Annotated in this window: 21 protein-coding genes; 5 read left to right on the top strand and 16 right to left on the bottom strand. The window is 43.3% G+C overall.

From position 1 onward, the window contains the following. Positions 1 to 26: 26 nt before the first annotated feature. From NYE68_RS15760 to NYE68_RS15805, 10 genes are all read right to left on the bottom strand, one after another. Positions 27 to 1,337: an FtsX-like permease family protein gene (locus tag NYE68_RS15760; protein ID WP_031378724.1), complete on the bottom strand. Its 1,311-nt coding sequence runs from the start codon at positions 1,335 to 1,337 to the stop codon at positions 27 to 29. After that, positions 1,327 to 2,022: an ABC transporter ATP-binding protein gene (locus tag NYE68_RS15765; RefSeq protein ID WP_007408816.1), complete on the bottom strand. Its 696-nt coding sequence runs from the start codon at positions 2,020 to 2,022 to the stop codon at positions 1,327 to 1,329. The genes NYE68_RS15760 and NYE68_RS15765 overlap by 11 nt, the downstream gene beginning before the upstream one ends. Positions 2,023 to 2,037: 15 nt before the next feature. Continuing rightward, on the bottom strand, positions 2,038 to 3,018 hold the full coding sequence (locus NYE68_RS15770) for a hypothetical protein (protein WP_031378723.1): 981 nt from the start codon (positions 3,016 to 3,018) through the stop codon (positions 2,038 to 2,040). Between the two features lie 36 nt (positions 3,019 to 3,054). Next, a complete protein-coding gene (locus tag NYE68_RS15775; RefSeq protein WP_039254158.1) occupies positions 3,055 to 4,041 on the bottom strand; it encodes an ABC transporter permease in 987 nt (328 codons plus the stop codon). 15 nt (positions 4,042 to 4,056) lie between these two features. Continuing rightward, positions 4,057 to 5,043, bottom strand: coding sequence for an ABC transporter permease subunit (locus NYE68_RS15780; protein ID WP_031378721.1), 987 nt, complete (start codon positions 5,041 to 5,043; stop codon positions 4,057 to 4,059). Continuing rightward, complete coding sequence (locus tag NYE68_RS15785) at positions 5,037 to 5,915, bottom strand: ABC transporter ATP-binding protein (RefSeq protein ID WP_020956239.1); 879 nt, start codon at positions 5,913 to 5,915, stop codon at positions 5,037 to 5,039. Before NYE68_RS15785 ends, NYE68_RS15780 begins: the two co-directional genes overlap by 7 nt. Further along, positions 5,908 to 6,300: a GntR family transcriptional regulator YtrA gene (gene ytrA, locus NYE68_RS15790; RefSeq protein ID WP_003152275.1), complete on the bottom strand. Its 393-nt coding sequence runs from the start codon at positions 6,298 to 6,300 to the stop codon at positions 5,908 to 5,910. The genes NYE68_RS15785 and ytrA overlap by 8 nt, the downstream gene beginning before the upstream one ends. 38 nt (positions 6,301 to 6,338) lie before the next feature. Continuing rightward, complete coding sequence (locus tag NYE68_RS15795) at positions 6,339 to 6,455, bottom strand: hypothetical protein (RefSeq protein ID WP_003152273.1); 117 nt, start codon at positions 6,453 to 6,455, stop codon at positions 6,339 to 6,341. A gap of 193 nt (positions 6,456 to 6,648) precedes the next feature. Further along, on the bottom strand, positions 6,649 to 6,921 hold the full coding sequence (locus tag NYE68_RS15800; protein ID WP_003152272.1) for a YtzC family protein: 273 nt from the start codon (positions 6,919 to 6,921) through the stop codon (positions 6,649 to 6,651). Positions 6,922 to 7,314: 393 nt separating this feature from the next. Further along, positions 7,315 to 8,427, bottom strand: coding sequence for a metalloregulator ArsR/SmtB family transcription factor (locus NYE68_RS15805; protein ID WP_254003362.1), 1,113 nt, complete (start codon positions 8,425 to 8,427; stop codon positions 7,315 to 7,317). 440 nt (positions 8,428 to 8,867) lie between these two features. Between NYE68_RS15805 and NYE68_RS15810 the strand changes: the two genes are divergently transcribed. The 4 genes from NYE68_RS15810 (at position 8,868) to NYE68_RS15825 (ending at position 12,485) form a co-directional block, all read left to right on the top strand. Continuing rightward, positions 8,868 to 10,535 carry an MFS transporter gene (locus NYE68_RS15810; protein WP_007408821.1) on the top strand — a complete coding sequence of 556 codons (1,668 nt, stop codon included), beginning with the start codon at positions 8,868 to 8,870 and terminating at the stop codon, positions 10,533 to 10,535. Between the two features lie 86 nt (positions 10,536 to 10,621). Continuing rightward, positions 10,622 to 11,590, top strand: coding sequence for a TIGR01212 family radical SAM protein (locus NYE68_RS15815; RefSeq protein ID WP_225045605.1), 969 nt, complete (start codon positions 10,622 to 10,624; stop codon positions 11,588 to 11,590). Continuing rightward, on the top strand, positions 11,587 to 12,168 hold the full coding sequence (locus NYE68_RS15820) for a class I SAM-dependent methyltransferase (protein ID WP_003152267.1): 582 nt from the start codon (positions 11,587 to 11,589) through the stop codon (positions 12,166 to 12,168). The genes NYE68_RS15815 and NYE68_RS15820 overlap by 4 nt, the downstream gene beginning before the upstream one ends. A gap of 122 nt (positions 12,169 to 12,290) precedes the next feature. Further along, a complete protein-coding gene (locus tag NYE68_RS15825) occupies positions 12,291 to 12,485 on the top strand; it encodes a hypothetical protein (RefSeq protein ID WP_003152265.1) in 195 nt (64 codons plus the stop codon). A gap of 16 nt (positions 12,486 to 12,501) precedes the next feature. Here NYE68_RS15825 and NYE68_RS15830 read toward each other — a convergent pair whose 3' ends face one another. From NYE68_RS15830 to NYE68_RS15840, 3 genes are all read right to left on the bottom strand, one after another. After that, positions 12,502 to 13,311: a glycerophosphodiester phosphodiesterase family protein gene (locus NYE68_RS15830; protein WP_053573098.1), complete on the bottom strand. Its 810-nt coding sequence runs from the start codon at positions 13,309 to 13,311 to the stop codon at positions 12,502 to 12,504. Positions 13,312 to 13,421: 110 nt separating this feature from the next. Next, entirely contained in the window at positions 13,422 to 14,501 is a 1,080-nt protein-coding gene (locus tag NYE68_RS15835) for a tetraprenyl-beta-curcumene synthase family protein (RefSeq protein ID WP_053573223.1), read from the bottom strand. A 20-nt stretch (positions 14,502 to 14,521) separates the two neighbouring features. Next, entirely contained in the window at positions 14,522 to 15,301 is a 780-nt protein-coding gene (locus tag NYE68_RS15840) for an alpha/beta hydrolase (protein ID WP_003152261.1), read from the bottom strand. A gap of 46 nt (positions 15,302 to 15,347) precedes the next feature. On the opposite strand from NYE68_RS15840, the gene NYE68_RS15845 reads away from it, so the two are divergent. Then, the gene (locus NYE68_RS15845; RefSeq protein ID WP_025285156.1) at positions 15,348 to 15,863 is read left to right on the top strand and encodes a gamma carbonic anhydrase family protein; all 516 of its coding nucleotides are present in this window, start codon (positions 15,348 to 15,350) and stop codon (positions 15,861 to 15,863) included. A gap of 177 nt (positions 15,864 to 16,040) precedes the next feature. Here the strand turns inward: NYE68_RS15845 and alaP are convergent, their stop codons facing one another. The 3 genes from alaP to metK all read right to left on the bottom strand — a co-directional run bounded on the left by alaP (position 16,041) and on the right by metK (position 20,892). Continuing rightward, positions 16,041 to 17,444, bottom strand: a complete 1,404-nt coding sequence (gene alaP / locus NYE68_RS15850) for an alanine permease AlaP (protein WP_007408827.1) — start codon at positions 17,442 to 17,444, stop codon at positions 16,041 to 16,043. A 203-nt stretch (positions 17,445 to 17,647) separates the two neighbouring features. After that, positions 17,648 to 19,546, bottom strand: a complete 1,899-nt coding sequence (gene asnB / locus NYE68_RS15855; RefSeq protein ID WP_003152255.1) for an asparagine synthase (glutamine-hydrolyzing) — start codon at positions 19,544 to 19,546, stop codon at positions 17,648 to 17,650. A 143-nt stretch (positions 19,547 to 19,689) separates the two neighbouring features. Then, complete coding sequence (metK, locus tag NYE68_RS15860) at positions 19,690 to 20,892, bottom strand: methionine adenosyltransferase (RefSeq protein WP_003152253.1); 1,203 nt, start codon at positions 20,890 to 20,892, stop codon at positions 19,690 to 19,692. Positions 20,893 to 20,969 lie beyond the last annotated feature (77 nt).

A 20,969-nucleotide genomic window follows, 5' to 3' on the forward strand; every position in this document is an offset into this window, starting at 1 on the left:
GCTGATGTCCAGCCGGCTTTTTTCCTTTACAGTTCTCTTCTTAATGCAGTCAGAACGTTGGTTTTTGTCGCTTTGCGGGCCGGATTCATACCGGAAATTACCGCGACCCCCGCACAAATGACAACTGCAATCACAACGAGGCTGAGCGGGATATAGGAGAAGGTATAATGAAGATCTTCGGCTCCGGTGTTTCCCCCTACCGCTTTCAAAATAACCGGCACAGCCAGATTGACGGCAAAACTCACTCCGTAAGAAATGATAATCCCGATGACAGAACCTAATATCCCGATATAGGCGCTTTCCATCAGGAACATTCTGCGGATGATGGACGGGCTTGCGCCGATCGCTTTCATAATCCCGATTTCCTGCGTTCGTTCCGTCACCGCCATCGTCATCGTATTGAAAATACCGATGGCAGAAATCACGACGGCGATAAAGCCGACAAAGATCAGGCCGATTTTAAAGACGAGGAAAAAGGTGTTGACGCCCTTCAGCTCGGTTGTGACAGATCTGACATAAAAGCCGTCATCCGTGAGGTCATGGGTAAGCTGATCGACATGATCGAATTTGTCTGCATACACATTGATGCTTTTTTCCGCATTTCCATTCTTCAGATCCAAGAATGTTGAGAAGTCCTTCTTGAATTGATCACTCACAAAAATATTTGTATCCTCCATCCAATCTTGGGACGGTTTTTTTGTAATTCCGACTACTTTGAAGTCGTACGTTTTCGTTTTTTCAACGTCTCCGTCTTTGTTTGTTTTGGAGATGCTCAGCTGTATCGTTTTATTAAGCAGGTCTTTCGTATAGCCTTTTGGTTTTTTCACCTCCGACATGTCGCCTTGGTGATCATTTAACTCTTTGTCGTAAGCGTCAGCCTCTTTTTTCGTCAATAGGTTCTTCGCAAAATCATAGCCGACCACGATTTCATTCTCTGTGCGGGCGACTCTTCCCCGATCAAGCTCCATATTGGCTTTGACTTCATCGTTCATGTTTGTCAGCACAATGGCTGAATCTTCATTTGTTCGGTTTCCCAATGACGCTTTGTTCGGTTCATACACTTGTGTTCTTTCAACGACAGACTTGACATTTTTATACTTTTCCAAGTCTGACTTCTTCACGGCTTTTCCGTTCTCTTGGCCGAGCACATTGATTTCCGTAACAATCTGCTGGCTCATCGTAATGTCTGTAATCGTTTTTTGGATGCCGAATCCGACGGAAGCCAGCACCACTAAAAACGCGCACGCCATTGTCGTCGCCAGCACCGTCATGAAAACACGCAGCCGGTTTTTCTTCATATTTCTTCTGATAAAGTGAATCTGATCCTTAAATCTCAACAGTAACGCCCCCTTTTAATACACCGTCATGCAGCTGGAATTTTGAATGCGCGATCGAAGCGACTTCATCGTCATGCGTAATGATGACAAATGTAATCCCGCGCTCCCGGTTCAGCTGCTGAATTAATGCAAGCACCTCAAGTTCCGTTTCTGAATCAAGGCTTCCCGTCGGCTCATCAGCTAAAATAATCGACGGATTTAAAATCAGGGCTCTTGCGATACTGACACGCTGCTGCTGGCCGCCTGACAGCTCATTCGGATAATGATTCGCATGATTCTCAAGTCCGACCCGTTTCAGCATGTCCGCGACTTTCTGCTTGCGTTCAGACGGTTTGACGCCTTTTAAGGCAAGCGGCATTTCAACATTTTCATAGGTTGTCAGACTCGGAATGAGCTGAAAGCTTTGAAAAATAAAGCCGAAATGCCCGAGGCGGAACTGCGCCCACTCTTTTTCACTGAAGCCCGTCACATCAGTGCCGTTAATGACGATACGGCCCTTCGTCGGCGCTATGTATCCGGATATTAAATTCAGAAGCGTTGATTTTCCGGAACCGCTCCGCCCGACGATACAGGCAATTTCCCCTTTTTCAACGGTCAAAGAGACATCCTTCAGCACCGGAACCTCACTCTCTCTGCCTTTCCTGCCGATTTTAAATGAATGATCAATATGCTGTACTTCTATCACGTACACCACTCCCCCTTATATCTGTTTCGTTTTTTTATAGATGAAGTAATAACTGATGAAAAACCCGATAACCGCGCCGATAAGCATGCCGAATATGTAACCGGTATACGAACCGTTATAAGCATATCCGCACACCCCCGCACTTCCCAGCATACTGAGCACCATGACGAGCACTTGAATGATGCGTTCAATGTGTTTGCTCAGGATAAAATGTCCGCTTCGTTCACTCGGCATTTTAAGGAAATTCACATAGCCGAATAGATAGAAACAACATCCCATTAATGCGGAGATTAACAATGCGTGTTTCATGTAATACATCCATGATGTATGGATGTAAGCGGCAGGCATGAAATAGATCAGAAATCCGCTCCAAGGGAAATCAATATCCGGCACAGCCTGCCTGCCAAAAAGGAACTCGGCGTTTAACAGGTAAATCGTCATAACCACGATCGGAAAGACGGAAACCGTGAACGCTGTGATCAGCTGCGCCGCTAAATTGCCCGTTATCGTGCCGGCAGCTGTCACTAATGCATAAATCATCAAGCTGATGACCAGCATCCCTGCGCTGAATGATTGAAAATGATGGACAGCGTCAGGTTTAAGCGCTAGAAACAATATGTCAGATACTCCGTAAGAAACAAATTGCGAGCCGGCTAACACAGCTGCTCCCAAGAAAAACTTCGTATGAAATATCCGGCTTCTCGAATACGGAAGGCTCAGTGTAAACATCCTTTCAGCCCGGCCTCCTCTTATCAGAAAAAGCCCCATCATAACCGGAGGAATGAAATGAAGCCCAATCAAATTCCGATTGCTGTAATCAATGCTGAACGTACAAACTGAACCTGAATATTGATGAAGCACACTCAAACAATCCTTATAGTGAAAATACTCATTTATAATTGCCAAAGGGCCTAAAATAACTAAGAACCCCGCTGTGAGAAGCAGCAGTGTCTGCCGCTGCTTCCATTCTTTATAAAGCAAACCGCTAATCGGCACCTTGCCTTCCTCCAAACTGCTCATTTTCAAACAGATCTACATATGCTTTGACTTCCTGTAAACCGTAAAATAACTGATGAAAAACCCGATAACCGCGCCGAAGATAATGCCGGCTAAATAGCCGAACATCGTGTCTGTGACCCCGTATCCGAAAACGCCGAAACCCATAACGGCAAAGGCAATCACCAAGATCTGCGCCGGCCGGTCCAACTTACTCCAAAGAAAGAATCTGCCGTTCCGTTCATTCGGATGTTTCAGAAAGCTGACGTAACCGATCAGATAAAAGACAAGGCTCATCACAATCGGAATGATTAAAACCAAATCCCTTTCTCTGATCCAGTCGTTAAACACATATCCAATAGGGGTTACAAATATAAAAAGACGGGATTCGATATAACTGCTGATAAAAGAAAATTGACTTCCCACACTAATATCGAAAACGACCTCCAAATTCGCGGCCGGCAGACCGATGAGTAAAAAGGGCAGAACCGTGACGGTAAACGCCGTTAACAGCTGGGCGAATATCTGTCCCGTTAATGCGCCGGATGCCATTAACAAGGCGTAAGCCATAAAACTGATGACAATCATTCCGATTGAAAAATGATCAAAATCGTACGTATGGCTCGGTTTCAGCAAAGATATCAGCAATGACGCCGCTCCATAGCCTATCGCCTGAGGAACAACAATGACTGCTGCGCCAAGCCAGAATTTCGTCTGAAAGATTTGGCCTCTGCTGTAAGGCATGCTTAACAAAGCATCCATCGTTCCCTTTGTCCGTTCCAAGCCTAATAAGAAGACGGCAATGATGACACTCACAATCCAGCTGAAGGAAAGAGGCGACCCATTCGTATAATTGACAACGAATTCACAATCTTGAAGAGCTGGGTTATTCAAACATTCTTGATATGTTGAGTAGTTGTTATAAACCATAAAAGGGTTTGCCGCCATTAAAAGAATGCCGCTGCATAAAAACAACCACTGATTTTTTTTCCATTCTGTGTACAACAGTCCCCGCGGTATCATTCCGGTCCTCCTCTCTTACACATGCTTTGTTTTTTTATAAATCACAAAATAACTGACCAAAAATCCGACCGCTCCCCCGACAATCATTCCGGCCACATATCCTGTCATCGTATGTCCCGTCGAGTACCCCGCCAGGCCAAAACCGAGAACAGCGATTATGATCACCACAATCTGAATGGGCCGGTCAAGCTGTCTCCAAAGGAAAAAACGGCCGTTCCGTTCCACCGGCTGCCTGACATAGCAAAAGTACCCGATGGCATAAAATACAATGCTCATCACTGCCGGGATGAGTAATATATACTTGCTGGCAGATACCCAATCTGTATCAATGTACATGATCGGATTCAAGTATTGAAAAAGATTGTATACTTTGATATAAGCATCGACTGACGGCATCAGCTCATACATGCCGGCTCCGAAGATGACTTCTACATTGGACAACGGCAACGTAATGATCAAGTATGGTGATATCGACACAGTAAACGCCGTCAACAGCTGGGCGAACGTATTCCCCGTTAAGCAGCCCGCGCTCGCAACCAATGTAAAAGCCAAAACACTCACAATAATCTCTCCGACGCTGTAATGGTGAAAGAAATATACGCGCTCAGGCTTTAACAGAAGAATGAGCAGCTCAGCCAGCCCGTAGCCGATCACCTGAGCGCCGGCAATGACCGCCGCTCCGAGCCAAAATTTAGTGTGAAACACCTGAGCGCGGGAATAAGGCAGACTGAAAAGCGCATCAATCGTTCCTTTCGTACGTTCCAGTCCGAATAAGCAAACCGCCAAAATGACAGCGGGCGCCCAGTTTAAGTTCAGCATTCCGCTATCCAAAGAATTCACATAAAACTTACAATATGCTCCGTGGGTGTCCAGACAGCCTTGATAAACCAGATAGGTATTTAACACTTCAAATGGATTGACCGCCGCTAAAAAAATGCCGACCATCACAAGAACAGTTCGATTCTGCACCCATTCCCTGTACAGCAATCCCCTGTCTACCATCTCCGGTTCCCTCCAAACTTCGCGATGAAGACCTCTTCTAAGTTCACAGGAAGTTCATTCCATACTTTCGGCCGCAGCTCTTGCAGAAAGTTCTTTTTCTTCTCATCGTTCTTTTGAATCAGCACCGTATAAAACACACCGGCATGGTCGAGAATCGGTATGTTTTGTTCTCTGATCTTCAAGGCGACGTCCTCTTCAAATGCCATTTGGATTTTCATGTACTCTTCCTTCATATCATCCAAGTCCATCACATTCGTCAGCTGATTTCCTTCCAAAAATCCGATCCGGTTGCACATTCGCTCAATATCTTCTAAACGGTGTGAGGTAATCAGAATACTCGTTTCCCGTTCAGCCACTTCATCCACCATAAGCTGCAGCACGTCATGACGCGTTACGGCGTCAATTCCGTCCGTCGGTTCATCCAAAAGGATAAGAGCCGGGCGTGAAGCAAAGGCAAGCACGAGCGCAAGCTGTTTTTTCAGGCCTGTCGATAATTCACGGTATTTCTTCGTTTCCGGAATGCCGTACCTGTTCATCAGCTCATTGGCGTAAGTCACATCAAAATTCGGATAGATTCTGCTTACAATCGCAACAAGCTGTTTATATGTATACTTGTCATAAAAAGGATTTTCAACAGGCATATAAATGATGTTCTGTTTGACTTTCGGATGCCGCTTTATTTCCACCTGATTAAATAAAACCGTCCCTTGATCCGGCAGCAGAATCTGCTGAATAAGCCGGAGCAGTGTTGTTTTCCCTGATCCGTTTCGCCCGAGCAGCCCGAAAATTTCACCTTTTCCGATAGTGAGCGAAATATCCTTGAGCACTTCTTTACCGTCTATCGTTTTTGAGAGATTCCGCAATTCAATCATGATCCTTGCCTCCTTTCACATCAGCGCTGATTTCCTTTATCCATTCCTGCAGCTTCTCCAGCTCAACTCCCGCGTAATGGGCATCGATGATGAGCTGTTTCAATTGCTCTTTTATCATCGTCATCTTCCCTTCAACCAATGTCGTTTTTGCATTCTCCGATATATACGTTCCTCTTCCCCTCAGCGTTTCAATGACACCATCGCGTTCGAGCTCCTTGTACGCTTTGCTGACTGTGTTCGGATTGGCGATAATGATCGTTGCCAATTCCCTGACAGAAGGAAGTTTATCCCCCGGCTTCATGATCCCTTTTAAACAAAGCTCTTTCAGTTGCTGTATGATCTGCTCATAAATCGGAGTTGAGCTTCTCGGATCGATTTGAATCATTTACTTCCCTTCTTTCTTTTACGAGCTGCTCTCTTTCTTTAAATGTTCTGCCATTGAAAACCGATGACGACAAGAACGACAAACAGACTGCTTGCCAAAACCGAGGCGGCGATAATAAGAGGCACATCTTGTTTTACGGATCTTTTGTTTTTCATGAAAGTTCCCCTTCCCTATGGTTAACATTTATATGTCGATTTCATTTTTCGAGTGTTTTATGTGTATTACATCAAGTAGTACACGTAATACAATAAACACACTCCGCCCTATTGTCAATTCTTTTTTTAAAAGAAATACAAAAAAACCCGCCGGGATTCCGGCAGGTTTGCTGAACCATTTGAAACGGCGCGGTCAGTAATCAAAATTACGCTGCAAAATCATATTGTTTTGCAAGGTCTGCAGCTGCAATCTCATTCGGTAAAGCTGCTCTCTTTGCTGATCATTCGCAGATAATGACAGCTTGTTTAATTCATTCACCGCGTTTTCAAGCATCATTTGCGCTTCACTGTACTCATTATCATTATAATGCTCTTGTTTCGAAGCGGTCATAAATTGCTCATTCGCAAATTCATACGCCTGTTCGCTTCTTTGGAGATGTTCATCTACTGATTGTCTTGTTGCCATTAAACAGTCCTCCTATTGATAATGTCATATCAATAGTATTTCTTATTCCAAATAAATTCTCACAAGAAATTTCAGGTAATTCATACACAAGACGAGATGGTATAAAATACGATTAAATGTAAAACTTAATCAAGACAGAATGAAATCTTTATAAAAATCCGCCATTTTAGAACGATAACTTAATTCTTCTTTTATTAAAAACATTAAAATTTTCTCACATCACTCACAAGATCTTCTGTTCGCTTTAAATTGTTCACCATCAAATTATCTTTTTTGTGTAAAACACCCAGGATTCATCATATTTTTTGGGTATCCAATTCATTAGACGATCTGTTTTTATTAGCTTTAATTATCATCCCGAAACTAACACCAACTATAAAACCAAAACCTTTTTTACTCATCCCCATCTAAGCCTGGAACAGCTTTAAATTTTTTCAACAAACCGTTCAAAAGAGAATCGAATTTTGAAGAATTAAGATAATAGTATGTTTTATTTTGATTTCTCGTACTCTCAACTAAACCTTGCAATGTCAAAATTCTCATATGGTGTGAAATCGTTGCATTGGTTAAATTTAGCTGTTCAGCAATCTCATTAGCATACATTTTTTTATGACTAAGTAAAATTAATATCTTGAACTTACTTTTATCCGATAAAAGCTTCAAAAAATCAATGATGTGATTAATCTCTGCTTTCTCCAATGTATTTTCAAAAATTTCATCAACTTTATACCCCAGTCCAACATAAATGTTATCTTCACTTTTCGTAATAGTTGCAGTGTAAGGTAAAAGTGTTGGATATATATTAATATAATTACAAGATAAGTATTCCTTACCTTTTAACGTACTGATTATCTTTTTTGGAAAATCCATATTTATGTTTTTTAATTGATTCATCCACTCATCTCTAAATTTAATTAAATTATAAATCGCCTCGTTAAGATAACCATTCACCAACATTAATTTATTGCAAAATTGATCTACATAAGTTTTAGGAGATTTCATTACCTTAAATATGATCCACTTGTATTCGGGCTTGATATTTAGATTATTAAGTAGCTCAAATAAACTTTCCCTATCATTTAAATACTGTTGGGTAGATGTTTCAGTTTTAAGATCTCCTTGTAAATAAATTAGAGACTCTAAAATATTTTTTCTTATCTCTTCTTCTGTAACTGCAGACAAATAATCAATAATTTCAAAAAAATCTTTCGTATAAATTTGTGGTATTTTAAAAAAGGTTGTGGCTAAACAAAAAATATTTGCATTCCTAACATCTTTGTAGTCGCAAAAGCTGCCAAAATAAAAATTTAAAAACTCACTATCTAACTCTTTTATTCTTTTAAGATCATCTAGTAATACAAAATATTCATTATCTAATTTTATACCCAATTTGGTTGTATAATCTTTGAAGAATTCCTCGTGTTTCAAGAATAGAATAGAGGATATCTTGTCAAAGAATTCTGAAACACTGTCATTAATTATTAACCGCACTTTTTCACACCCCATAAAGTCTTTTTCCACAAGGAAAACGTTGTACTATCTTCATGTCAGACATTTTACATTTTTAATATTATCAATCAAAAGGGAACTTTCAAAGAATATTCATTTCTAATTTTAAAGAATTTTCCTTTAAGCACATACCTGACTGAGCATTATCATGAGCAGTCCTAGATTTATTAGACTTGCCTCACCTCTTGCTGAGTGTTCTCCTCATGTCACACTCTTCAGAAATCCTTCATCATCTCAGCTAGTTTACAGGTCAATTTTAGCTCTTATTGAGTTATTTCAAGTTACAAAATTGTTGAATTATAAAAATATGATTTCGAGAAAAGTGGATGAAAAAACAATTTATGAATAATATTGACACCTCTTAAGATTACATTTATCATGTTTTTAGATATATATCGAATTTAAATTTAGATTAATATCTAATGGAGGTTATAGGTTTGAATTTTCAAAAATTAATTATGCTATCTGCATTATTATTAGGTACATTCATTTCAGTAATGGACACCACTATAGTAAATATCGCCTTACCTAAGATGCTGGATTATTTTTCGAGTAACCTTTCTCAAGTAGCATGGGTGGCTACAGGTTATACTTTAGCTTTTGCGGTTTTATTAGTAGGTGCATCAAAGCTGGCAGACCATTTTGGAAGAAAAAAAGCTTTTATGTTTGGATTAGCACTTTTTATTTTGACATCAGTTATTGCATGTTTGAGCACTTCAATTGAAATGCTTGTCACAATTCGAGTGATTCAGGGATTATCTGCTGCTTTCATTGTACCTGTTACAATGCCTATAGCTTTAGCTATCGTACCTCAAAATAAAAAAGGAATGATCATTGGAATCTGGGGTGCTTTCTCAGGATTAGCAGCTACATTAGGACCTGTACTTGGAGGATTATTAACTGAAAATTTTAATTGGCAAGCTATCTTCTTCATAAATATTCCTTTAGGTCTGATTTCTCTTTTTTTAGCAGCATTTTTTATTACTGAGAGTTATGATGAAACAGTGAGTAAAAAAATTGATTACATGGGGATTCTTATTTTATCCGGAGCTCTCTTCTGTTTAACCTTTGGTTTTGCAAAAGTATCTGACTTAGGCTGGTCATCACCATTAATTATCTCTCTTTTTGTAATCTCTGTATTATTATTCTGTTTGTTTTTCTTTATTGAATCTAAGATTAAAAACCCGATGATTCCCTTATCCATGCTGAAGATACGTACGTTTAGTTTCAGTTCTTTCACCCTCTTTATGCAGGGCCTTGGATTAACAAGCGGTACCCTTATTATTACTTTACTCCTCACTAATTTAATGGGAAAAACTGAATTAGAAGCGGGGTTAATTGTTTCTACATTAGCTCTATCATCTATGTTTACCTCTGTACTTTCTGGAAAGCTATCTGATAAACTCGGGGGCATTTGGCTTTCGGGTCTAGGTATGCTCGGTTTAACAATCACAACATATTTATATGGATACATACGATACGACAGTTCTATAACGTCAGTAATTATTCTGTTATGTTTGACCGGCTTAGCTTTAGGGCTTGTAATAGGACCAGCAATGAGTTCAGGGATACGGCTTATTCCTCCTGAGAAAGTAGGAATTGCCTCAGGTATTCTTAATATGATGCGGACAGTTGGACAAGCGCTAGGAATTGCCATACTTACATCTGTGCTTACAATGAATATAAATGATCACACAGCTACTGCGAAAAAAGAAGCCATTAAAATTGTGGAAAGCAATCAGGTTTTTGATAAAAATGCAAAGAACGAGATAATAACTCACTTAAAGCATTCAGACAGTAAAGGTTTCGATCGAAGCAAAAGTATTGCTGAATTAAACAAAAAAGAGGAAGAAATTCTATCTATAACCCCGGATCCGTATAAAGAAAAAGTACAAAAAAGCTTCAATATTCAAAAGAAGGAAGTTATGGCTATCCAGAAAAAAATTTCAAATTTATATAATGAAAAAATAAGTGACAGTTTTAATAATACATTCAAAGTAGGCAGTGTAATTCTTATTTTAGGAATTATTTTTGCATTGTTCAGTGATATTTCTCCAAAACGTTTAAAACAACAACAGAAAAACCAGGTAGATATTACGTCCTGACCGTTCCATAATTGTTTCATTGTTCCGCTCCATCATTCATGCTACAATTTTAGGATGCATCTGATGTGAGGGAGGCTTTTTGAACATTGAACGAGAATAACCCTTTTCCTTATTCAAATACGGAAAAACGGTACCATACATTAAATTATCATCTGCGGGAGCATTTCGGGCATAAAGTGTTTAAAGTCGCGCTTGACGGCGGTTTTGACTGCCCGAATCGGGACGGCACGGTTGCACACGGAGGCTGTACATTCTGCAGCGCGGCGGGCTCCGGCGATTTTGCCGGCAATCGGGCCGATGACTTACTCACGCAATTTCACGATATCAAAAACCGCATGCACGAAAAGTGGAAAGACGGCAAATATATCGCATATTTCCAAGCGTTCACGAATACGCATGCTCCGGTAGAGGAGCTGCGAGAAAAATTCGAATCCGTCCTCAAGCTTGACGGCGTTGTCGGCATGTCGATCGCGACCCGTCCGGACTGTCTTCCGGACGATGTCGTGGAATATTTGGCCGAACTGAATGGGCGGACCTATTTGTGGGTTGAACTCGGGCTGCAGACCGTGCATGAGCGGACTGCCCTTCTGATCAACCGCGCCCATGATTTTGACTGCTATGTTGAGGGTGTCAATAAACTGAGAAAACACGGCATCCGCGTTTGTTCCCATATCATTAACGGGCTTCCGCTTGAAAACAGGGACATGATGATGGAGACGGCCAAAGCCGTCGCTGATTTGGATGTGCAAGGCATTAAAATTCACCTGCTTCACTTATTAAAAGGCACACCGATGGTGAAGCAATATGAAAAAGGAAAGCTGGAGTTCCTTTCTCAAGAAGAATATGTAAGTCTTGTATGTGATCAGCTCGAAATCATTCCCCCGGAAATGATCGTTCACCGCATTACGGGAGACGGGCCGATCGAATTAATGGTCGGACCGATGTGGAGCGTCAATAAGTGGGAAGTACTGGGCGCCATTCAAAAAGAGCTGGAAACACGGGGAAGCTATCAAGGAAAGCTCTTCAGAAAGATCGGGGAGGAGACCGCCCTATGACCTTGATGCACATCCTCCCTTTCAGTAAAGAATTGCTGAAGTCCGCCGCACAGGAAGGTGATATCACGGTTGACGCGACGATGGGCAACGGACATGATACATATTTCCTGGCCGGCCTTGTCGGTGAGACAGGACATGTCCATGCCTTTGATATTCAAGCGGACGCACTCGCTAAAACGAAGGAGCGGCTCGGTGCCGACTTCAGTCCGCGCGTCACGCTTCACCATAAGAGCCATGATCAAATAAAGGCATCGCTGCCTGAGGATGCGCACGGTCGTGTGGCTTGCGCCGTGTTTAATCTCGGCTATCTGCCCGGCGGCGATAAAAGCATTACGACAAACGGCCACTCAACCATTTCCGCGATCGAACAGCTCCTTGAACTGCTGAAGGAGAACGGGCTGATCGTTCTCGTTGTGTACCACGGGCATCCTGAAGGCAAGACGGAAAAAAGTGCATTACTGGAGTACTGCAGCAATCTTGATCAGGAAAAAGCGCGCGTGCTGAGCTACGGCTTTCTCAACCAGCGAAACGACCCGCCGTTTATTATAGCGATTGAAAAGAAATCTGCCGGCAAATAAAGAATCGGCCTGTCATAAGCGGGCCGATTCTTTTTGTGTTTACTTTTTCTGAAAAATCAATTACTATGAAGTAATGGAAAAAAGTTCATCTTTTAAGTGTAACATCTGGGAGGAGCGGCAGTTTGAATATTCTTCGCATCATATTTTCAAGTGTTCCCTATGTGATGTTCGTCATCATTTTATCAAGACATTTAGGATTTGAGTTCGCAAAAACCTATTACTGGTGGTTTGCTGCATTTTTTGTCATCGGGCTGATCGGCAAATTCGCAATGCACCTTGCGGCAAAAAAGAAACCGTTAAAAAAAGAGACAGCGTAAATGCGCATGTCTCTTTTTATTTACTGTTTTGCAGCAAGCCGCGTGTATAAGCGGGATTGTTTGTAAAGACACCATCTGCTTTTTGTTTCAGCATAATAGGCGTCAGCGTATGCTCGTCTTCCTTATCAAAAAACACGTGCACTTTCATCTTATTGTGATGAATGCGCTTCACGACTGCTTCATTTGCCAATTTGGCGTTGAGCCCGACTGTATCAGCATACGTTCTGATGGTTTGCAGCTGCTTATTATTTATCTCCTCAGCCTCGTTATCTTTTAATAATCGGACAAGAGGAACTTTTTTATTCATAGATCGAACTTTCTTTAAGCTCTTCCCGCTAAAAGACTCAATGACTGCTTTATGGCTGGAAATCAGCTCATGTTTTTGTAATATGTCAATCAGTTTCTTTTCCATCACCAGGCTGCCGTTGCTTTCTCTTGTCTCAATATAGTAATTGGCAGTTTGTCCGAATTTCTGTATGATTTCTTCTAATGTTAAAATCTTTTCTCCTTTTCCCGCATTCAGTTTCTTAATCTGAGCCAAAGACAGATCATCTGTCATCCCTTTACCATCTGTTGTCCGATCTACCGTGTTATCGTGAATTGCAATCAGATGGCCGTCCTTTGTCTCCCGTAAGTCTATCTCAATATAATCTGCTTTGTCTTTAATGGCACGCGCATAAGACAAAGCTGTATGTTCCGGCTCAATCGCAGAAGAGCCCCTGTGCGCTATCAAGACAGGATGATAGCCGGCGGAAGCGTGGATGACGGAGCAGCCTCCGGAAATGGAAAGTAATGCTATGACCGCTAAATACTTTAATTTTTTCATAAAATTAAAGTATCATATTCTGCAGGCGCAAACAATGTTTCATTTCATACTTCACGTCATAAATAAAAAACTGCGCCGTCATGATTTACACGAGAGGCGCAGTTCACCCATTACGAACTTTTCGTCCAAGCCATCTTCTGAAATTTGCGGTAGGCTCTTCCGTTGATATAAAAGAAAAATGACGTTTTCCCGCTTGCCCTGATCAGCTTTCGCGCGAGGCGGCCCATTTCTTTTTGGCCGGCGACTTTGTCATCGGATAAATAGACGCCGAGCAGCCCCCTGTTGATCAGCCGATGAAAATTTTCATGCGGAATGCCTTGCAAATGTTCATCCGCTTTTTCAATAAAATGCTGCAGTCTCTGCATCATTTCTTCATGAGACTGATAATACGTACAGAAATTCAGATCGCCTTCAAGCAGATCCTCTTCCTGGTCAATTAAATAATCAAGCAGTATATGCAGCCCTTGTATGTACGGAAAATAACTGCTGCGGATTTTCTCAGCGGTATGTTCGTTAAAATCAGGCTGGAATGAGTAAGCAACGAGACAGAAAATACCTAACGTCGATCCGGCGCAGGCCGAGAACTCAAACCACTCCATTTCCGGAAGCTGTGACCGGTACTGCTCAAACCAGGATTTAAGCCTCGGAACGCGTTCATGCTCAACGACATGCTTATGAACCTGAAGGTCGCAATAATAATCACACAGCTCAAGCAAATAAGGTTTAATGATACCGTAATGTTCTATTGACCCGAGCACCCGCTGGCATGTTCTGACCAGCTCATGAAGATAACCGCCGTCATCCCGCTCGTCTCTGTACTGATAGTACGGCCGCACCTCGGCACCGACCGTCAGCGCGTCACGCATGGAGAGATGAAGCATGCGGAAATCCTCGGGATCAAGCGAGGTGCTGCGGTCGCACAGATTGTCCAGATAATCACTGATTGTCTGATACGCGATGATAAATTGCACGCATTTCTGTTTCTGCTCTCCCGAAAGCAGGGCTAAAATGCCGCCGCCTTCACAATGAAATGATTTATCGCGGATACTTGCGGCCGCCTGCTGCCGCAGTTCGGTATTTTTAATGGAATCTGATTTTTCCCGCCACATGTTCAATTCCTGATGAACGAGCGGAAAAATTTCCCGATACACTTTTGCCATAAGGTTAAAAGGATGTTCCGGTACTGTCAACATATGCACCCCCAGCGAATTCAAATATACTGATCTGTAAAGGCTTTTGCCGCCTTAAACACAGTTTCTCTTTCCGGTTCATTAAAAATTTCATGATAAAGCCCTTCCCATTCCCGGTACGATTTATTATGGGAAGCCACACCGGAAAACCATTTGCGGACCTTCATTTTATCGACGATTTTGTCATCTCCGCCCTGCATAAGCAAAAGCGGCACCTTTAAAAACGCATCAGTCGGCACCATAGCGGCATCAATGGTTTTTAAAAGCTCTCTGTACCATCTTACGGATACCTTCGTGACATATAAAGAATCGTTTTGATCCGCTTCAATCATATCCGCATTCCTCGTTGCCATATCAGGTGATAAGCCGGAATCCACTCTGAGGGACGGAGCGAGGACGTTCAGTCCTTTAGACGCAAAATCAAGGACTTTATTGACTTTTATTTGCAGACCCAGACAAGGTGATGATAAAATGAGTGCCGTAATGCGGGGATTTCTCTGCTGCTTAAACCATTCTATCGCAATCAGTCCGCCCATGCTGTGGCCCAAAAGGAAAACGGGCGCTTCAAGCGTTCTCGCTTTATCAATCCATATATCTACTTCATCAATGTATTCTTGGAAAGAGCGAATATGCCCTCTGGCGCGGGTCGACGTTCCCTGACCGGGCAAATCACCCATCACCACGTTATATCCGGAAGATCTCCACATTTCAACGAGCCATTTATAACGTCCGTGGTATTCGCTTGCCCCGTGGATAATGACAATGGTACCAACGGGCCTGTCTGCTTTCCAAGTCCACATGCAGTTCACCTCTTACATAAATTTAGAGAAAGAAGGATGAGACATGATAATCTACCCTTATAAACAATTTACGCCTGACATACATCCTGAAGCGTTCATTGCGGATAACGCCGTCATTACGGGCGACGTCGTGATCGGAGAACAATCAAGCATTTGGTTCTCAGCCGTCATCCGGGGGGATGTTGCGCCGACAAGAATCGGAAAAAGAGTCAGCATACAAGACTTGAGCTGTCTGCATCAAAGTCCGAACCGCCCGCTTCTTATTGAAGATGACGTCACGATCGGCCATCAGGTTACACTGCACAGCGCAATCATCAAAAAGAATGCTTTAATCGGTATGGGCTCCGTCATTCTTGACGGGGCGGAAATCGGAGAAGGCGCGTTTATCGGCGCCGGAAGTCTCGTTCCTCCGGGCAAAACCATTCCTCCCGGCTGTCTTGCGTTCGGCCGGCCCGCAAAGGTTATCCGCCGGCTGACAGAAGAAGACATACGGGACATGGAAAGAATCAGAACGGAATATGTTGAAAAAGGCCGATACTATAAAACACTGCAAGAGAAATAAAAATAGATCAGCTTTGTTTTACTACTGTACCATTTTTCAAAATATTATTTAAGTAAAAACCATTTGCATTCTCCCGATTGTCAGGAAACAGAAGCAAAATGTTCAGGAATTTGTTTTATTCTTTCCCCGCCGGCCCGATCCTATGAAAAAAAGAGCCCATGTCCCGGGCTCTTTTTTTTACGCTTTTTCGGCGAATGTCTGTCCGTTTTCCAGACCTATGTCTTTTCTTTTATGGAAACCTTTCCCGTAATAGGCGGCTAATAATATGCCGAACCAGACAGGCCCGATGATGACGGCCACCCGGGTCTCTGCATTAAAAGCCATCAGCACAACGACAAAAGCGAGAAATGCCAGCGAGATATATGAGGAAAAGGGGTATAAAGGCATTTTATATTTCAGTTTTTTCCGTTGTTCCGGCTGTAAGCTTTTCCGGTATTTCATTTGGGAAAGCAAAATAATCGACCATGTCCAAATCGCTCCGAACGTCGCAATGCTCGTCACCCACGTAAACACTTTCGCCGGCACCACGTAGTTCAGCAGAACGCCGATGCATAACGCGCCCGCTGAAACCAATACCGCTTTTCCCGGCACACCGCCTTTTGTGACCGTACCGTATGCTTTAGGCGCTTCATTTTGCTCCGCCAGATTGAACAGCATGCGCCCCGTGCTGAAGATCCCGCTGTTGCAGGAAGAAAGAGCCGCCGTCAATACGACAAAATTAATGATTCCGGCTGCAGCGGGTATTCCGATTTTTTCAAATGTCAAAACAAACGGGCTTCCGCCTGAACCGATTTCCTGCCACGGATAAATTGACATAATGACAAACAAAGCTCCGACGTAAAAAATGAGAATGCGCCAAAAAACAGTATCTATGGCCCGCGCCAGTGATTTTTCCGGATTTTTGACCTCACCGGCTGTGACACCGATCAGCTCAATCCCGAGATAGGCAAACATGACCATTTGAAGCGACAGCAGCACCCCTTTAATCCCATTCGGGAAAAAGCCGCCGTGACTCCATAAATTGCTGATTCCGAGCGCAACGCCTCCGTTTCCGAGACCGAATACGATCATCACCAGACCGATCGCGATCATTGACAGAATCGCCAAGACTTTAATGAGCGCAAACCAGAATTCAAGCTCACCGTACGCTTTGACCGCCAGAAAGTTGACAGCCGTCATAATGACGAGTGCACAAAGCGCCCATATCCATGACGGCACGTCAGGGAACCAGTAGCCCATATAAATGCCGACCGCGGTGATTTCCGCCATGCAGGTAACAACCCATAAAAACCAATAATTCCAGCCTGTTAAAAACCCGGCAAGCGGACCGAGATAATCTCTGGCATACCGGCTGAATGAGCCGGCTACAGGCTTTTGAATCGCCATTTCCCCTAATGCCCGCATAATAAAAAACATAATCAGCCCGCTGCAGGCGTAGGCGGCTAAAATCCCCGGCCCGGCAAGCTTTATGGCAGAAGCCGACCCGAGAAACAGCCCGACTCCTATCGCGGCGCCCAACGACATAAGCGAGATATGCCGCTCTTCCAAGCCGCGGTGAAGCGTTTTTTCTTTGTTTTGCATAACTCTCCCTCCCCCTGATTTTGACAAAGAAACACAAACCGAGACGAAATAGCCAGAAAACACTTTCCGGAATCTACCCGATTAGTCCTATTATAACCTTTTTCTGAATATTGCGTAATACTTTGTCGAAAACAGAGCGGAATAGACGGTTTACAAAAAAACAATAGAAAAAAGGCTTTCGATAACATCGAAAGCCTTTTGGATTAAACGAAAATGACTTCTTTCGGCTGATGATTCAGCTCTTCCGGCACCAGTCTTTTTTCAACATTGATGCTGTGCCAGATCATGAAGATCAGCACGGTCCAGATTTTGCGGCTGTTGTCCGCTCTGTCGGCACAATGATCTTCCAGAAGCTGAAGGACATAATCTTTTTCAATATAAGCATCTGTTTCACTTTCACGAATGATGTTGCGAACCCATTCGTTCATTTCATTTTTCAGCCAGTGGCGGATCGGCACAGGGAAGCCGAGTTTTTTGCGGTTAAGCACATGATCAGGCACTACCCCTTCAGCAGCTTTGCGCAGAAGGTATTTCGTCGTGCCGTTTTTCGTTTTCAGTTCATCCGGAATTTTAGAAGCCACGTCAAACACGACTTTATCAAGGAACGGCACGCGCAGTTCCAATGAGTTGGCCATCGTCATTTTGTCAGCCTTTAACAGGATGTCGCCGCGCATCCACGTATGGATGTCAACATACTGCATTTTATTAATGTCGCTGTATGAACGGCTTTCCGTAAAGTACGGCTTCGTGACATCACGGTATGAAAGCTCTGGATTGTAATGTTTGAGCAGCTGTTTTTTCACGGGCTCTTCAAAAATCTTCGCATTACCGATATAACGCTCCTCAAGCGGTGTGCAGCCGCGGACTAAGAGGCTTTTCCCTCTCATTCCTTCAGGCATGACGGACGCCACATGAAGAAGCATTTTTTTCAGACCGGACGGAATGCGTTCAAACGGTTTAAGCGAAAGCGGTTCGCGGTAAATATTGTATCCGCCGAACAGCTCGTCCGCGCCTTCCCCGGATAACGCGACCGTTACATGTTTTTTCGCTTCTTTCGCGACAAAGTACAAAGGAATCGCCGCCGGATCTGCAAGCGGGTCATCAAAGTGCCAGACGATTTTCGGAAGCTCGTTCATATACTCCTCAGGAGAAATGACTTTGCTGATGTTTTCAATTCCGAGCGCGGCAGCCGTTTCCTTCGCTACGTCAACCTCACTGAAGCCCTGCTGCTCAAAACCGACGGAAAATGTTTTAAGGCTCGGGTGAAATTCTTTCGCAACTGAGACGATAAAAGAAGAGTCAATACCGCCGGATAGAAACGAACCGACAGGCACGTCACTTCTCATGTGGACTTTGACAGAGTCAAAGATTGCGTCTCTGACTTCTTTCACCAATTTATCTTCATCAGACTGAACAGGCTTGAAGTTCGCTTTGAAATATGTTTTAAACGCGATGTCGCCTTCCGGACGGATCGTAAACTGGCTGCCCGGCTCGACTTTTTTCACTTCAGCGTCAAGCGTGCTCGGTTCAGGAACGAATTGGAAAGACATATATTGCTGTAAAGAAGCTGTATCAAGATCAATGCCGTTTTGAGCGGCCATTAAACTTTTTCTTTCAGATGCAAAATATACTTTGTCCCCGATGGTTGTGTAATACAGCGGTTTAATGCCGAACGGGTCTCTCGCGCCGTACATGACGCGGTCAGCTTTGTTCCAGATTAAAAACGCAAACATTCCGCGAAGCTTTGAAGCAGCTTCTTCTTTATAATGACGGTATGTCGCAAGGAGCACTTCGGTATCGGAATCTGTATTGAAAGTGTAGCCTTTCGCTTCAAGCTCTTCTCTCAATTCAATGTAGTTATAGATTTCGCCGTTAAAAATGATCCAATATTTTTCGTCTTCATATGATAAAGGCTGTCCGCCGTTTTCTACGTCAATAATACTGAGCCGTCTGAAGCCGAATCCGACGTGCTCGTCATGATAATACCCATCGCTGTCAGGACCGCGGTGAACGATCATTTGGTTCATTTGTTTGATTAGCTCTTCTTGATCTGCGGTTTGAGTTAATGGATGCTTATTAAAAACACCGACAAATCCACACATAGTATAGCCTCCATAAGTGTAATTTTCTAATTGGACCCCCTTTTTATAGACGCTTTGTTACGCCATTGGTTTCACGCTATGTAAAAAATAAGCATGGCAGCATCTACAAAAAGGGAAAGCCGCTTAAGTAAGCGGCTATAAAATTATTCTCCTAGTGCTTCTTTGCGAAGCGCATCCGCCTTGTCAGTACGCTCCCAAGGAAGATCCACATCATGACGTCCGAAGTGGCCGTAAGCAGCTGTCTGCTTATAGATCGGGCGGCGCAGATCAAGCATTTTAATAATGCCGGCAGGTCTCAGGTCGAAGTTATTCCGTACGACTTCGATCAGTTTTTCTTCAGAAGCTTTTCCTGTATCAAATGTATTGATAGAAATAGAAACAGGCTGTGCCACGCCGATTGCGTATGCAAGCTGCACTTCACAAGAATCAGCAAGACCTGCTGCCACGATGTTTTTCGCTACGTATCTCGCAGCGTATGCCGCAGAACGGTCTACCTTCGTCGCATCCTTACCGGAGAATGCGCCGCCGCCGTGGCGTGCATATCCGCCGTATGTGTCAACGATGATTTTACGGCCGGTAAGACCCGCATCACCTTGAGGTCCGCCGATTACGAAACGTCCCGTAGGGTTGATGAAGTATTTTGTTTCTTCATCGATCAGTTCCTCAGGCACGACAGGATTAATGACATGCTCTTTCAGATTGCGCTGAATCTGCTCAAGCGTAATTTCCGGGTGGTGCTGAGTTGAAATGACGATCGCGTCGATGCGGACCGGCTTGTTGTTTTCATCATATTCAACGGTAACTTGCGTTTTGCCGTCAGGGCGAAGGTACGGAAGAATGTCTTCTTTGCGGACTTCGCTCAAACGGCGGGCTAATTTATGCGCTAAAGAGATCGGAAGCGGCATAAGCTCTTTCGTTTCGTTACACGCATAACCGAACATCAGGCCTTGGTCTCCCGCTCCGATTGCTTCGATTTCAGCATCGCTCATTGTGCCTTCACGCGCTTCAAGAGCCTGATCGACACCCATTGCGATATCCGCAGACTGTTCATCAATTGATGTTAAAACAGCGCAAGTCTCCGCATCAAATCCATATTTGGCGCGTGTGTAGCCGATTTCTTTAATCGTTTCACGGACTGTTTTCGGAATGTCAACGTATGTTGATGTAGTAATCTCTCCGCTTACCAGCACAAGTCCTGTCGTTACAGATGTTTCGCAGGCTACGCGCGCGTTCGGGTCATTTTTTAAAATCTCATCTAAGATACTGTCAGAAATTTGGTCACAGATTTTGTCCGGATGACCCTCAGTAACAGATTCAGATGTAAATAGTCGACGGTTTTTACTCATTTACTTTTCCTCCTGAAAAAAGATCTTTTGCAAGACCTTTTCATATGATACGGAACTCGCTCCCTCTTAATACAATG

This window comes from Bacillus sp. FSL R5-0447, from assembly GCF_038606125.1.
Lineage (GTDB): Bacteria > Bacillota > Bacilli > Bacillales > Bacillaceae > Bacillus > Bacillus velezensis.